We start from the raw sequence: 14,189 nt of genomic DNA, 5'->3' as shown, positions 1-14,189 counted from the left end.
CATCCGCTGTGTCGCTTACGGTTCACGTATGCCCGCAGTGGAATTCGCAACCATCGAGGACAACATCGCCTGCATCACCCTCAACCGCCCGGAGCGCCTGAACGCGATCGACGGAGCGCTGATCGGCGGCGTGGAGGATGCCCTCGACGCCCTCGGCGAGGGCGAGCACCGGGTCGCGATCCTGACCGGGGCCGGGCGGGGATTCTGCGCCGGCGCCGATCTCAGCGGCACCGGCGAGGCGTGGACCAAACCCAGACCTGCCAGCCCGCCGTTCAAGGTCAGCTACGACTCGCAGGTTCGGCTGGCCGAGCTGTTCACCCGGATCTACGAACTGCCCATCCCGGTCATCGCCGCGGTCAACGGCGTCGCCGTCGGCGGCGGGCTGGCCTTCACCTTGGTCAGCGATGTCCGCGTCGCGTCCGAGGCCGCCCGGTTCGGATCGGTGTTCATCAAGGCCGGCTTCTCGTCGATGGACATGGGCACCAGCTACCTGCTGCCCAAGGTCGTCGGCGCCGGAGTCGCGCGCGAACTGATGCTGACCGGCCGCATCATCGACGCGGCCGAGGCCTATCGCATCAAGCTGGTGCACGAGGTGGTGGCGCCCGATGACCTGATGCCGGCGGCGCTCAAGCTGGCCCGATCGATCGCGGAGAACAACGCGTATGGCGTGTGGCAGACCAAGATTGGGCTCAACGCGGCGCTGGACGCGCCGAGCCTGCGTCACGCCATAGAGCTGGAGAACCGCACCCAGATCCTCAGCGGATTCACCAACAATCCGCGCGAGGCCGCCACGGCGCACATGGAGAAGCGGCCCCCGAAGTGGGATCCCCTGTGATGCCTAGACTTTGACCTCCGGACATTGAGTGTGAAACCTGGGCTTTCGGTGTGACTCCTGGGCGGCGAACGTGGAGGAATCGCGCCATGGGTGCACACTGAAAGCCGTGAGCTCACACTGAAGGCCGGGTGCCGGTTAAACTTTCGCGATCACGTTCTCGGCGAACATCTCCAGGTTGCGGATCTTGTTGTCCAGCGGCTCGTCGTCCTTGCCCATGATGTAAGGGATGCGGAAGCCGACGATCACGTCGGTGACGCCCTTGTCCTCGAGACGCTTGACGCCGTCCACCGTGAACCCGTCGACCGAGATGACGTGAATCTCGAACGGGCCGGTCTTGCCCTCCTCCTCGCGGAACCGGTTGAGCTTGGCGATCAGCGCGTCGAGTTCCTCCGGATCGCCGCCGCCGTGCATCCAGCCGTCCAGCCGTGCGGCGCGGCGCAACGCGGCGTCGGCGTGCCCGCCGATCAGGATCGGAATCGGCTTGGACGGGGCCGGGGTCATCTTGGTCTTGGGGATGTCGTAGAACTCGCCATGGAATTCGAAGTAGTCGCCCGTGGTGAGGCCTTGGATGATTTCGATGCATTCGTCCATGCGCTTGCCGCGCTTGGCAAATGGAACGCCCAGCAGTTCGTAGTCCTCGGGCCACGGGCTGGTGCCCACGCCGAACCCGACTCGGTTGTCGGTCATTGCGGCCAGCGAACCGATCTGCTTTGCCACCAGCGCGGGTGGCCGGATCGGCAGCTTGAGGACGAAGAAGTTGAACCGCAGCGTCGACGTCACCGCACCCAACGCCGATGTCAGCACGAAGGTTTCGATGAACTCCTTGCCGTCCAGGAACTCGCGGTTGCCATCGGGGGTGTACGGATACTTCGAGTCGGACTCGAAGGGATAGGCGATGCTGTCGGCGATCGTCATGGCGTGGTAGCCGGCCGCCTCGGCCGCCTGGGCCAGCGGGATGTAGTAGCGAAAGTCCGTCATCGCCTCTGCGTAGGTGAACCGCACGTCGTCCGCCTTCCTTGGGGGGCCGTCATACGAGATTAGAACGTGTTCTACTTTTACCCGCGTGCGGGTCCCCGAACAAGGCGCCAGCCGGTCAGAGCTGATTCTCGGGGCCGATCACGGCCCAGACCGTCTTGCCCGACGACGTCGGGGTGCTGCCCCAGGCGCGCGACAACGCGTCGACGATCGCCAAGCCGGACACGTCGATGCCCTTGTCCGGCGACTGCAGCCGCAGCGCCGGTGTGCTGCTGGCGTCGGACACCGCGATGGTCGCCGTCGCGCCATCGGTTTCGACCCGCATCATCGGCACGCTTCCGGTGTGCTCGAGCACGTTCTCCACGAACACGTTGACGACCACCAACGCGACCGGGATGAGCGCGGACTGCGACCACGCGGTCAGCCACTCCCGGACCAGCCGGCGTGACTCGCGAAGACTGGTCAGGTTGGCGGGCAGTTCGGCATCGGCGTGCCGCACGGTGCGGTTCGTGAGCCGGTCGAGCGCCTTCAGCGCGGACTTCTCGGTGGCGTACACCGACATGAAGCGGGCCACCTCGCTCCGGGTGATCGCCTCGCGGGCAGCGCGATCCGCGCACACCAGCACTATCGGAACACCGGGCCGGGTGTGCGCCTGCCAGCGCACGCCGATGAAGCCCGACCAGGCCGATTCCGCGGGCACCTGCAGCTTGGAGACGTTGACGACGACGGCGGACGGCTCGTCCAGCGTGGCCTTCGTGATGATGTCGCGCAGCGCCGCGGAGCTGCTGCCGTCGAGCACGCCCTCGACCGTGAGCACGACGACCGACTGCTCCGTGCGCGTCGAAACGGCCAGCGAGCTTGGTGACTCAGCTACCGCGCTCACCGCAGCCACCCCTTTTCCGTCAGGGCTTTATCCTCGCCGACCGCGACCCGGCAAGCCGTGTCATCCGGCTCCGCGTGTCTCAATAGCAATTTAGGCCCCCGCATTCCCAACGTGAAAGAAGTCGGATGCGATTTCCTTATCCGGCCGTCCGCTGCCATATCCCCCGCTCCTGGAATTCGGCCGCCTATCCCGCCCCCACGAGATGAAAATGAGACTAACGCGATTACCCAAACGCCACGATCGGCAAACCCTGCGGATTACCGCGCCGCGCTTCAGCTCAGCGCGTACGGCGGAGCGCCGACCCCCGCGACCGTGTGCGTGCCCCACGGCGTCTGCTCGACGATGCGGGCCGGCGCGCTGCGCTCGCCGACCGTCAGGGTCGCGGTGCGCGCCTGCTTGAGCGACTCGCCGGGCAGCGCCGCGGACCCGACGACCGTGCCCTGCCAGTGGTAGTGGCCGTCGATCGGATCCAGGTGGCCGGCCAGACGCACGCGCACCGGATGGTCGGATCCGGCGACCGTCAGCGTCGCCGCGCCCTCGTAGGTCGCGTCGGGCCGGCTTGCGCCGGACGCGAGATCGAAGGCGGACGCCACCGGCTGGGGCTGGGCGGGTCGCACGTAGAGGCGTTCGTTGAACACTCGCAGGCTGCTGCGGCGAACTTCGATGCGGGTGCTGCCGGTGCGCTCCATCAGCGCGACGCACTCGGCGACGTACCGCGCCTGCGCGTCGGTGTCGGGCCCGCCTACGAAGAAGTAGTTCGGGACGCCGCGAAGGGCGACCCCGTAATAGGGCTCCATGCCGTCGCGCCAGCCCGCCTCGCCCGACATCGCGAACCCGGTGCCGTAGACGATGGCGTCGGCGTCGTGCTCGACTCCGTCGGCGGTGCGGAGGCGCGACGCGGTGATGGCGACGACGGCCGATCGCACGAGCGCGGGGCGCGCCTGGGCGTCGGCGGCCGGTCGGATGCGCCGGCGCAGCCAGCGCTTGGCGCGGGTGGCGGGCAGCGGCAGCTCGTCGACGACCCGGCGCGGCGGATGCGCGAAGACGGTGACGGAGGCCGCCGAGCTGATCAGCCGCGGGATGTAATGGCCGGCGGTGGAGTCGGCGCCGACGACGGCGACGCGCTTACCTGCCGGGTCGAAACCCGCCTGCCACTGCGCCGCGTGAAACGACTCGCCCCGGAATTCGTCGCGTCCGGCGATGTCCGGAATCCACGGGACCCGCGCGAGCGGGTTGGCGGCCACCACGACCCGGGCCCGCACCGTCTCGCCGCCGTCCGTCGTCAACAGCCAGGTGTGGGTGGCGTCGTCGAACCGTGAGCCGACCACTTCGCCCTCGAGCGTCACGATGTCGGCTGCACCCGCCCTTTGGAGGGCCGCCCGTGCGCTGTCTCCCGCTCCAAGGACGAGCACCCGATGGCAGCGCACGGGCGGCTGGGTCACAGGAATCTGCTGCGCTTCCAGGCGCGGCGGGCGATCGGGCCCAGCAGGCCCACCTCGGTCAGAAACGCCGCCAGCGGAGCGAAGCCGGCAACCTGCATCTCGCGGCGGTGCTGGCTGGTGCGCGCGGTCTTTCGTGCCTGCTTCGCGTCCAGGCCCACCCGCGCGTAGGGGATCGGATTGCTGAACAAGTAGTTGAAGAAGTATCCGCCGAGCCCGTTGATGTTGGCCATGAACCAGCGGTTGAGCCGCGGCATCTCGGCGGCCCGCTTGCGCGCGCCGTCGCGGGCGAACTGAATGTGGCGGGCCTCTTCGGTGACGTGAATCCGCATGAGCCGCTGGATGATCGGCTGCAGTTCGGGATCGTCCATCATCTGCCGTTGCAACGAATCGAAGATTTCTTCGCCGATGAGGGCGGCGATCCACAGCATCGAACCCCGCTGGAAGGCCAGCGGCAGCGCGTTGATGATCCACCGGTGAAACAGCCTGGGGCGCACCGGCTTTGCGCCGATGCGTTCGATGGCCTTGCCGAACATGACCATGTGGCGGGTCTCGTCACCCAGCTCGGTCAGCTTGTAATGCGTCGAGGAGCTGGTGGGGTCCTCGTGCAAGATGGTGCGCAGCAACGACTGGTTGAGCATGTTCTCGAACCAGATTCCCGCCGAGAGCGTGTTGACCAGTTCTTGGCGGGACAGGTCGATCTGCTGCTCGCGCGTCATCTCGTCCCACAGCGGCGTGTTGTACAGCGACACCAGCCGCGGCGGCAGGTAGAACTTGTCGGGGTCCAGCGGCGCGTCCCAGTCGATGTCGACCACCGGCTCGTAGGACTTCTTGACCGAGCCCTTCAGCAATCGGTCCGAGAACTCTTCACGACTCGGCCCGCCCGGCTTCACCGCTGAGGTCGTCACGGCTGGCGTCCCTTCGTTGGGTGCTGCAGACGGTACCCATGGTATCGGGTACCTGGGGTCCCGGCTAGGCCTTCGAGGTCTCGATTCGGCAATCTGATTTAAGCAGTGAGGAGGGCCTCTTGGCTCGGCATATCCACGTGATCGGCATCGGCGCCGGCGACCCGGGTTATGTGACCGTCCAGGCGATCGAGGCGCTCAACGACACGCAGGTGTTCTTCGCGATGGACAAGGGCGAGGCGAAACGTGACCTGGTCGCGCTGCGACGGGAAATCTGCGCCCGGTTCATCCGCGAGCCCGGATACCGCTTCGTCGAGCTGGCCGATCCCGAGCGGTCCGCGGAGGCGGACTATCGCGACGCGGTCGCGGAGTGGCATGCCGCGCGGGCGCGCGTCTGGGCGGATGCCATCTCCGCGGAACTGGGTCCCGGCGGCGTGGGCGCCTTCCTGGCCTGGGGCGATCCGTCGCTGTACGACAGCACGCTGCGCATCCTGGACGCCATCAAGGCCGAAGCTGCCGAGCTTGATTTCAGCTACGACGTCATTCCGGGCATCACCGCGGTCCAGGCGCTGACGGCGCGGCACCGCATTCCGCTCAACGAGGTCGGCGAGCCGGTCCTGATCACCACGGGCAGGCAGCTGCGCCGGCAGGGCATGTCCGGATCGGCGGTGGTGATGCTCGACGCCGACTGCTCGTTTCAGGCGTGCCCGCCCGACACGAAAATCTGGTGGGGCGCCTACCTGGGCACCGGCGACGAGCTGCTGGTGGCCGGCACGGTCGGCGAGGTCGCGGCGCGGATCGTGGCGCTGCGCGCGGACGCCCGCGCGCGGCACGGCTGGATCATGGACACCTATTTGCTCCGACCGGCAGACTGAAAGGCGTGCCCGAACTCCCCGAGATCGAAGCGCTCGTCGACCATTTGCGCCGCCACGCCGTCGGCGCGACGGTCGGCCGCGTCGACGTCGTCGCGTTTTCGGTGCTGAAGACCTTCGACCCGCCGATCAGCGCGCTGCACGGCCAGGCCGTGACGGGGGCCCAGCGCTGGGGCAAGTACCTGGGGTTGCAGGCGGGGCCCTTGTTCTTGATCGCCCACCTGTCGCGGGCGGGCTGGTTGCGGTGGTCGGACAAGCTGGCCGCGGCGCCGCTGCGGCCCGGCAAGGGCCCGATCGCCATGCGGGTGCACCTGGGCACACCTGGTGCGGCGCCCGGCTTCGACCTCACCGAGGCCGGCACCCAGAAGCGGCTGGCGGTGTGGCTGGTCGACGACCCGCAGCTGGTGCCGGGCATCGCCGCCCTCGGCCCCGACGCGCTGGAGCTCAGCCCCCAGGACCTGGCCGGGGTGCTGTCCGGCAACACCGGCAGGATCAAGACCGTCATCACCGACCAGAAGGTGATCGCCGGCATCGGCAACGCCTACAGCGACGAAATCCTGCACGTCGCGAAGATCTCGCCGTTCGCCACCGCGGGCAAGCTTTCCGACGAACAGCTGACCGCCCTGCACGACGCGATGATCTCGGTGCTGACCGACGCGGTCAGCCGCTCCGTCGGCCAAGGCGCAGCCATGCTCAAGGGGGAGAAGCGCTCCGGCCTGCGCGTGCACGCCCGCACCGGGCTGCCGTGCCCGGTGTGCGGGGACACCGTGCGCGAAGTGTCGTTCGCGGACAAGTCTTTTCAGTACTGCCCGACGTGCCAGACCGGCGGCAAGGTGCTCGCCGACCGCCGGTTGTCGCGGCTGCTCAAGTAGCCGCCGACAGCTGCCGATATGCTGCCCGGGTGACTCGTCAGAAGATCCTCATCACCGGTGCCAGTTCCGGCCTGGGTGCCGGCATGGCGCGCTCCTTCGCCGCCAAGGGCCGCGACCTGGGGTTGTGCGCCCGTCGCACCGACCGGCTCGACGAGCTGAAAGCCGAACTGACGCAACAGTATCCGGGAATCAAGGTCGCCGTCGCCGCGCTCGACGTCAACGACCACGAGCAGGTGCCGAAGGTGTTCGCCGAAATCAGCGACGAGCTCGGTGGCGTCGACCGCATCATCGTCAACGCCGGAATCGGCCATGGCGCGAAGCTGGGTTCGGGCAAGCCGTGGGCGAACAGGAAAACCCTCCAGACCAACCTGGTGGCCGGTCTGATCCAGATCGAGGCCGCGCTGGAGATGTTCGCCAAGAGCGGTTCGGGCCATCTGGTGCTCATCTCGTCGGTGCTCGGCAACAAGGGGGTGCCGGGCGTCAAAGCCGCTTACGCCGCAAGCAAAGCCGGAATGCGCTCGTTGGGTGAATCGCTGCGCGCCGAATACCGCGGCGGTCCGATCAAGGTTTCGCTGATCGAGCCGGGCTACATCGAGTCGGAGATGACCGCCAAGTCGGAGAGCACGATGTTCATGGTGGACAACGAAACTGGCGTCAAGGCGTTGGTCGACGCGATCGAACGCGAACCCGGCCGCGCCGTGGTGCCGTGGTGGCCGTGGGGCCCGCTGGTGCAGTTGATGCGGGTGCTACCGCCCCCGCTGACGAAGGTGTTCGCCTAATTCCTCTGGCGGTGTTCGCCGGGCCCTGCCCGGCCACCAGACGCGAAATCGCACAAAACTCGCGTTGGCAGTGCGATTTTGCGTCTGCTCGCCGACTCTAACTCGTCCGTCCCCGCTCGGTGCGGTAGCGACGGACCAGCGCGTCGGTCGAACTGTCGGTCTGCGGCGCGGGTGAGGCGTCGGCGGTGATCACCGGAAGCAGCGCCTTGGCCTGCGTCTTGCCCAGCTCCACGCCCCACTGATCGAACGAGTCGATGCCCCAGATCACCCCCTCGGTAAAGACCTGGTGCTCGTAGAGCGCGATGAGCTGGCCCAGCACCGACGGGGTGAGCCGGTCGGCCAAAATCGAAGTGGACGGCCGGTTTCCGGGCATGACCTTGTGCGGCACGACGTCGGCGGGGGTGCCCTCGGCGGCGATCTCCTCGGCGGTCTTGCCGAACGCCAGGACCTGCGTCTGGGCGAAGAAGTTGCTCATCAACAGGTCGTGCATGCTGCCGGTGCCGTCGGCGGTGGCGAGGTCGTCGATGGGTTGGCTGAAGCCGATGAAATCGGCTGGCACCAGCCGGGTGCCCTGATGCAGCAACTGATAGAACGCGTGCTGGCCATTGGTTCCCGGTTCGCCCCAGAAGATTTCGCCGGTGTCGGTGGTGACCGGCGTGCCGTCGGCGCGGGTCGACTTGCCGTTGGATTCCATGGTCAGCTGCTGCAGGTAGGCCGCGAAGCGCGACAGATCGTTCGAATACGGCAGCACGGCACGCGATTGCGCGCCCATGAAGTTGGAGTACCACAGCCCGATCAGGCCGAGCAGCACGGGCGCGTTGGACTCCAGCGGGGCGGTCTTGAAATGCCGGTCGACGATGTGGAATCCGGACAGGAAATCGGCGAACGCCTCCTTGCCGATGGCGGCCATCACCGACAGCCCGATCGCCGAATCGACCGAATAGCGCCCGCCGACCCAGTCCCAGAACCCGAACATGTTGTCGGTGTTGATGCCGAAGTCATCGACCAGGCGTTTGTTGGTGGAGACCGCCACAAAGTGCTTGGACACCGCGGCGTCGCCGAGCTTGTCGGTCAGCCAGCGGCGCGCGGCGGTCGCGTTGGTCAGCGTCTCCAGCGTGGAGAACGTCTTCGACGCGACGATGAAAAGCGTTGTGGCAGGGTCCAAGTCGGCCAGTTTCGCGACCAGGTCGGCCGGGTCGACGTTGGAGACGAAGCGTGCCGAAATCCCGGCATCGGCGTAGTGGCGCAGCGCCTGGTAGACCATCACCGGACCGAGGTCCGACCCGCCGATTCCGATGTTGACCACGGTGCTGATCTTTTTCCCGGTGGCCCCGGTCCATTCACCGCTGCGTAACCGGTCGGTGAAGTCGCCCATGGCGTCCAGCACGGCGTGCACGTCCGCGACGACGTTTTGGCCGTCGACGATCAGCTCGGCGTCGCGGGGCAGCCGCAGCGCGGTGTGCAGAACGGCCCGGTCCTCGGAGGTGTTGATGTGTGCCCCGGCGAACATCTGGTCGCGGCGCTCTTCGAGATTAGCCGTGCGCGCGAGGTCTGCCAGCAGCCCCAGCGTCTCCCGGGTGACGCGGTGTTTGCTGTAGTCGATGTAGAGGTCGCCGACCGTGACGGTGAGTTCGCGGCCGCGATCGGGATCCTCGGCGAAGAACTGCCGCAGATGGGTCTGGCCGATCTGTTCGTGATGCCTGCGCAGGGCGTCCCACGCCGGGGTGGCGGTGATGTCGGGAATGGTTTGCACGGAGGTCATTATTCGACCCTAATGCCGCCCGACGGGACCGAGCCAGGTGTGGCCACCGCCGCTCAGTGCCCGAGCCGGCCCCTGCCCAGCCGCAGCAACAGCATCGCCAGGTCCTTACCCTCGGGACCGAGCTCGCTGTAGCGTTCGATGACCTTCATCTCGCGGCTGTGCACCAGCCGGGTGCCGCCGGAGGCCATCCGCACCTTGCCGATCGCCTGGGAGACTTCGGCCCGCCGCTTCACCGCGGCCAGGATCTCGGCGTCCAACCGGTCGATCTCCTGGCGCAACGCGTCAATGTCGGTGGCCTCTTGGGCCTCGACCATCTCGATGTTCATCTCTGCTAACTCCGCATTCTCTTGATGTGGGGGTTCTGGTCTCATCCGTTGTCGGGCCTCACAAAAGAGACGAGCCCCGAATCCGGAAGCGGACCACGGGGCTCTGCGAAAGCAGCTACACCACGGGCACCGCTGGCCGGTACCCGTAGAAAAATCGGCGCTGCCTGTTGAGCATCCATCGAGTGTGCCACTAAGGGCCGCGACCACGCAAAAACGGCCACGCCGCGCCGGAGGGCATGGCCAGCGAAGTAGTCGGCGGCCGGCGGTAAATTTGGACCGACATGAGTGTGCACGCGACCAGTAGTACCGATGCCAAGTCCGCCGCGGAAGCAGAGCAGCTGCTCGACGGGCTCAACCCGCAACAGCGTCAGGCGGTGGTGCACGAGGGTTCGCCCCTGTTGATCGTCGCGGGCGCGGGCTCGGGCAAGACGGCCGTCCTGACGCGGCGCATCGCCTACCTGATCGCGGCGCGGGGCGTCGGCGTCGGCCAGATCCTGGCGATCACCTTCACCAACAAGGCCGCCGCGGAGATGCGCGAACGGGTGGTGCGGCTGGTGGGCCCCAGGGCCCGCGCGATGTGGGTGTCCACCTTCCACTCGACGTGCGTGCGCATCCTGCGCAACCAGGCGTCGCTGATCAAGGGCCTCAACTCCAACTTCTCGATCTACGACGCCGACGACTCGCGGCGCCTGCTGCAGATGATCGGCCGCGACATGGGGCTGGACATCAAGCGCTACTCGCCGCGGCTGCTGGCCAATGCCATCTCCAACCTGAAGAACGAGTTGGTCTACCCCGACGAGGCCGTGACCAACCTGACCGAGGATTCCGACGAGTTGAGCCGCACGGTGGCCTCCGTCTACGGCGAGTACCAGCGGCGCCTGCGGGCGGCCAACGCGCTGGACTTCGACGACCTGATCGGCGAGACCGTCGCGGTGCTGCAGACGTTCCCCGAAATCGCGCAGTATTACCGGCGGCGCTTCCGCCACGTGCTGGTCGACGAATACCAGGACACCAACCACGCGCAGTACGTGCTGGTCCGGGAATTGGTGGGCACCGAGACCGTCGACGACGTGCCGCCCGGCGAGCTGTGCGTGGTCGGCGACGCCGATCAGTCGATCTACGCGTTCCGCGGCGCCACCATCCGCAACATCGAGGACTTCGAGCGCGACTACCCCGACGCGAGAACCATTCTGCTGGAACAGAATTACCGGTCCACACAGAACATCCTGTCGGCCGCCAACTCGGTGATCGCCCGCAACTCCGGGCGCCGTGAGAAGCGACTGTGGACCGACGCGGGCGCCGGCGAGCTGATCGTCGGTTACGTCGCCGACAACGAGCACGACGAGGCCAGGTTCGTGGCGGAGGAGATCGATGCACTCGCCGAGCGCGGCGAGATCACCTACAACGACGTGGCGGTGTTCTATCGCACCAACAACTCGTCGCGGTCGTTGGAGGAGGTCTTCATCCGCGCCGGAATTCCGTACAAAGTTGTTGGGGGAGTGCGGTTTTACGAGCGCAAGGAGATCCGCGACATCGTCGCCTACCTGCGGGTGCTGGACAACCCGGGCGACGCGGTCAGCATGCGGCGCATCCTCAACACCCCACGGCGGGGCATCGGGGATCGTGCCGAGGCGTGCGTCACGGTGTACGCCGCGAACACCGGCGCCAGCTTCGCCGACGCGCTGGTGGCCGCGGCCGAAGGCAAAGTGCCGATGCTGAATACGCGCGCGGAGAAGGCGATCGCGGGTTTCGTCGAGCTGCTGGACGACCTGAGGGGCCACCTCGACGACGACCTCGGCGACCTGGTCGAGTTGGTGCTCGAGCGCTCCGGATACCGCAACGAGCTGGAGTCCTCCACCGATCCGCAGGAGCTGGCCCGGCTCGACAACCTCAACGAATTGGTCAGCGTCGCACATGAATTCAGCACCGACCAGGCCAACGCGGCCGCACTGGACGAGTCGGAACAGGCGCTCGAGGACGAAGACGTCCCGGACACCGGGGTGCTGGCGGCGTTTCTGGAGCGCGTGTCGCTGGTAGCCGACGCCGACGACATCCCTGAGCACGGCGCCGGCGTGGTCACGCTGATGACGCTGCACACCGCGAAGGGTCTGGAGTTTCCGGTGGTGTTCGTCACCGGCTGGGAGGACGGGATGTTTCCCCACATGCGGTCGCTGGACGATCCGACCGAGCTGTCCGAGGAGCGGCGGCTGGCCTACGTCGGCATCACCCGGGCGCGTCAGCGGCTGTACGTGAGCAGGGCCATCGTCCGGTCCTCGTGGGGACAGCCGATGCTCAACCCGGAATCGCGCTTCCTGCGCGAGATTCCGCAGGAGCTGATCAACTGGCGGCGCAGCGCGCCCGCGCCGTCGTTCAGTGCGCCGGTGAGCGGCGCCGGACGCTTCGGCGCGCCGCGCCCGTCGCCGACCCGCTCCGGGGCGGGCAAACGCCCGCCGCTGGTGCTGCAACCGGGTGACCGGGTGACGCACGACAAGTACGGGCTCGGCCGGGTCGAGGAGGTTTCCGGCGTCGGCGAGTCGGCGATGTCACTGATCGACTTCGGCAGCGCGGGGCGCGTGAAGCTGATGCACAACCACGCCCCGGTCAGCAAGCTTTAGGACGCTGGTTACGCCTGTAGCCAGCGTTTGGTTTGCGGGTGAAACGCCAGCACCACGCTGGCGACCGGCAGCAGCCACAGGGTGTAGACGATCCACGCCACGCGCGCGCCCGCGATGAACACGCCGCCGTACGTCAGCACCGCGACCACCGCGCCGGCCGCGATGAGATAGCGCCCCACCGGCCGACGCTGCAGCAACAAAATGACGCCCGAAACGGTGGTGATCGCAAAGACGAGCGCGAGAAACGCCACCGCGATGCAGAACAGGCGGTCGGTGCGCCACCATCCGGCGATCAGGTCGGTGGCCACCACGGAGGTGGCCCAGCCGCTGACAATGCTGACCGCGGCGGCGGCGACGGCCGTCCGGCCGCTCGGTTCGGGGCCCGGCAGACTGACGCGCCGGGCGGGTGCCTCATACGAAGGTGGCTGCCGCGGGATCTGGGTGGTCGGCGATTCCGGCACGACGGGCATCGGCCCGGTCGGTGCCCGCCGGATGATCCGGGTCTGCGATTCCGAGGGGGGTGCTGCGGTCTCGGGCGGCGGGGCAGGGGGATCGTTCGGCGAACTCACCCTAGCCAGCGTAATTGCCGACGTTAAGTCCCCGCTTAGCGAGCCACGGCACCGGGTCGATCCGCTCCGTGCCGCCCTGAAGCACCTCGAAGTGCAGGTGCGGGCCGGTGGAATTGCCGCGGTTGCCCATGGTGGCGATCTGGTCACCGGCCATGACGCGCTGGCCGACGCTGACCAGCGTCGTGTTGACGTGGCCGTAGAGCGTGACCGTGCCGTCGGCGTGGCGGAGCTTGACCAATGCCCCGTAGCCGGCGGCCGGCCCGGAGTCGATGACGACGCCGTCGGACACCGCGTAGATCGGGGTGCCGATCGAGTTGGCCAGGTCGATTCCGGCGTGCAGCACACCCCAGCGGTAGCCGAAGTTGGAGGTGAAGATCCCCTTCGTCGGCATCACATAGAGCGGCTGCTGCAACCGCGCCTCGCGCTGCGCGCGATCGTTGGCGTAGGCCACGCCCCTGGCGAATTCCTCGTTGTGCACCGCGGCGTTGGCCGCGGGCTGGACCGCGATCACCTGGGCGCCGCGGACGGTGTTCGGCCCCGCCCCGCCGTCCAGGGCCGACGCGTTGGCCGTCAGCACGGCCTCCGTCTTGGGGGTGTCGGCATGGCTGGTCGCCGTGTGGGCCGCGGCGGCGGCCGCCCCGGCCGCCATCGCGGAGATCAGCAGGCGGCCCCTGGCCGCGCTCGTCGGCTGCTTGCGGTGCGCCCCGCCGCGCCGGATCACCGGGATGACGTCGGTGATGTCCGAGTGATTGGGACGGCGCCCTTCGATACGCCCCTCGGTATCCGGGGCGTCGGGCTGGAATCTCGCCGGGACAGGCACGGCGGCGGGCGCGGCCAGCAACAGCGGGCCCAGATCGTCTACGTCGTGCAGGTCGTCGAGCTCGGGAGCCAGCAGCACCCGAGCCTCGTTGTCGAAGGTCGAGTCATTGCTGAAGTCCAGGTCATCGAGATCACCCGACTCGTCGGCGAATTCCAGGTCGTCGAAGTCGAATCCGTCGAGCGGAAGGATCTCGGTGACTTCGTTCCGGTTCGCCTCGGTCCACCGGCCACCGGCCGCGCGGCCGACCCTCACGACGCCGTTCGACACGGCAGAAGGACGGGCTAAACGGTGCTGCGACAAGCTGATTTGTCCTCGTATCGTGACCATAACGTTATCTGGACCCTAGGAAGGTATCCGCTAACCGACGGGGCTGGCAACCGCGGGCCAAGAACCCAACCGATATTGTGATTCGCATCACTTTTGCGGCTTGCCGGTATGTCGTGAGCTGTGCCACATCGGTGGACGCGACGGTAGCAGGCGTTCGGCGGGTGGATACAGTGCCACCGTGCGAGTTGCCGATTCCGGCGCCGCCGCCCA

At 67.6% G+C, this 14,189-nt stretch carries 13 protein-coding genes and 1 pseudogene; 6 read left to right on the top strand and 8 right to left on the bottom strand.

Annotation, left to right across the window (positions count from 1 at the left end; all coding sequences use genetic code 11):
- Nucleotides 1-28: 28 nt before the first annotated feature.
- Nucleotides 29-835 carry an enoyl-CoA hydratase/isomerase family protein gene (locus AC5Y5E_RS13265; RefSeq protein ID WP_499903457.1) on the top strand — a complete coding sequence of 269 codons (807 nt, stop codon included), beginning with the start codon at nt 29-31 and terminating at the stop codon, nt 833-835.
- A gap of 135 nt (nt 836-970) precedes the next feature.
- Here AC5Y5E_RS13265 and AC5Y5E_RS13260 read toward each other — a convergent pair whose 3' ends face one another.
- The 4 genes from AC5Y5E_RS13260 to AC5Y5E_RS13245 all read right to left on the bottom strand — a co-directional run bounded on the left by AC5Y5E_RS13260 (nt 971) and on the right by AC5Y5E_RS13245 (nt 5,040).
- The gene (locus tag AC5Y5E_RS13260) at nt 971-1,837 is read right to left on the bottom strand and encodes an LLM class flavin-dependent oxidoreductase (protein ID WP_499903456.1); all 867 of its coding nucleotides are present in this window, start codon (nt 1,835-1,837) and stop codon (nt 971-973) included.
- 91 nt (nt 1,838-1,928) lie between these two features.
- On the bottom strand, nt 1,929-2,702 hold the full coding sequence (locus AC5Y5E_RS13255; protein WP_499903455.1) for an STAS domain-containing protein: 774 nt from the start codon (nt 2,700-2,702) through the stop codon (nt 1,929-1,931).
- Nucleotides 2,703-2,965: 263 nt separating this feature from the next.
- Nucleotides 2,966-3,904, bottom strand: a complete 939-nt coding sequence (locus AC5Y5E_RS13250; RefSeq protein ID WP_499903915.1) for a DUF4873 domain-containing protein — start codon at nt 3,902-3,904, stop codon at nt 2,966-2,968.
- A 227-nt stretch (nt 3,905-4,131) separates the two neighbouring features.
- Nucleotides 4,132-5,040, bottom strand: coding sequence for an AurF N-oxygenase family protein (locus AC5Y5E_RS13245; protein ID WP_499903454.1), 909 nt, complete (start codon nt 5,038-5,040; stop codon nt 4,132-4,134).
- A gap of 119 nt (nt 5,041-5,159) precedes the next feature.
- On the opposite strand from AC5Y5E_RS13245, the gene cobF reads away from it, so the two are divergent.
- The 4 genes and pseudogenes from cobF (at nt 5,160) to AC5Y5E_RS13225 (ending at nt 7,560) form a co-directional block, all read left to right on the top strand.
- Nucleotides 5,160-5,912, top strand: a complete 753-nt coding sequence (gene cobF, locus AC5Y5E_RS13240; RefSeq protein WP_499903453.1) for a precorrin-6A synthase (deacetylating) — start codon at nt 5,160-5,162, stop codon at nt 5,910-5,912.
- Nucleotides 5,913-5,917: 5 nt separating this feature from the next.
- A pseudogene (locus AC5Y5E_RS13235) lies at nt 5,918-6,160 on the top strand (DNA-formamidopyrimidine glycosylase family protein); the annotation flags it as partial.
- Nucleotides 6,161-6,310: 150 nt separating this feature from the next.
- Nucleotides 6,311-6,781: a zinc finger domain-containing protein gene (locus AC5Y5E_RS13230; protein ID WP_499903914.1), complete on the top strand. Its 471-nt coding sequence runs from the start codon at nt 6,311-6,313 to the stop codon at nt 6,779-6,781.
- A 29-nt stretch (nt 6,782-6,810) separates the two neighbouring features.
- A complete protein-coding gene (locus AC5Y5E_RS13225) occupies nt 6,811-7,560 on the top strand; it encodes an SDR family oxidoreductase (protein WP_499903452.1) in 750 nt (249 codons plus the stop codon).
- A gap of 97 nt (nt 7,561-7,657) precedes the next feature.
- Here AC5Y5E_RS13225 and pgi read toward each other — a convergent pair whose 3' ends face one another.
- Complete coding sequence (gene pgi / locus AC5Y5E_RS13220; protein WP_499903451.1) at nt 7,658-9,322, bottom strand: glucose-6-phosphate isomerase; 1,665 nt, start codon at nt 9,320-9,322, stop codon at nt 7,658-7,660.
- Between the two features lie 53 nt (nt 9,323-9,375).
- Complete coding sequence (locus AC5Y5E_RS13215) at nt 9,376-9,693, bottom strand: chorismate mutase (RefSeq protein WP_499882075.1); 318 nt, start codon at nt 9,691-9,693, stop codon at nt 9,376-9,378.
- 236 nt (nt 9,694-9,929) lie between these two features.
- On the opposite strand from AC5Y5E_RS13215, the gene pcrA reads away from it, so the two are divergent.
- On the top strand, nt 9,930-12,263 hold the full coding sequence (gene pcrA, locus AC5Y5E_RS13210; RefSeq protein ID WP_499903450.1) for a DNA helicase PcrA: 2,334 nt from the start codon (nt 9,930-9,932) through the stop codon (nt 12,261-12,263).
- Nucleotides 12,264-12,271: 8 nt separating this feature from the next.
- On the opposite strand, the gene AC5Y5E_RS13205 is transcribed toward pcrA, so the two are convergent.
- Nucleotides 12,272-12,832 carry a hypothetical protein gene (locus AC5Y5E_RS13205; protein ID WP_499903449.1) on the bottom strand — a complete coding sequence of 187 codons (561 nt, stop codon included), beginning with the start codon at nt 12,830-12,832 and terminating at the stop codon, nt 12,272-12,274.
- Between the two features lies 1 nt (nt 12,833).
- Nucleotides 12,834-13,952: a M23 family metallopeptidase gene (locus AC5Y5E_RS13200; RefSeq protein WP_499903448.1), complete on the bottom strand. Its 1,119-nt coding sequence runs from the start codon at nt 13,950-13,952 to the stop codon at nt 12,834-12,836.
- Nucleotides 13,953-14,189 lie beyond the last annotated feature (237 nt).

The sequence above is a fragment of the Mycobacterium sp. NGS54 genome, assembly GCF_059812465.1.
This window is presented reverse-complemented; position numbering and strand designations above follow the sequence as displayed.

Bases quoted from the DNA above. Each gene is read 5' to 3' on its own strand.
- pcrA (WP_499903450.1), top strand. From the start codon at position 9,930: ATGAGTGTGCACGCGACCAGTAGTACCGATGCCAAGTCCGCCGCGGAA.
- pgi (WP_499903451.1), bottom strand. From the start codon at position 9,322: ATGACCTCCGTGCAAACCATTCCCGACATCACCGCCACCCCGGCGTGG.
- AC5Y5E_RS13265 (WP_499903457.1), top strand. From the start codon at position 29: ATGCCCGCAGTGGAATTCGCAACCATCGAGGACAACATCGCCTGCATC.
- AC5Y5E_RS13215 (WP_499882075.1), bottom strand. From the start codon at position 9,693: ATGAGACCAGAACCCCCACATCAAGAGAATGCGGAGTTAGCAGAGATG.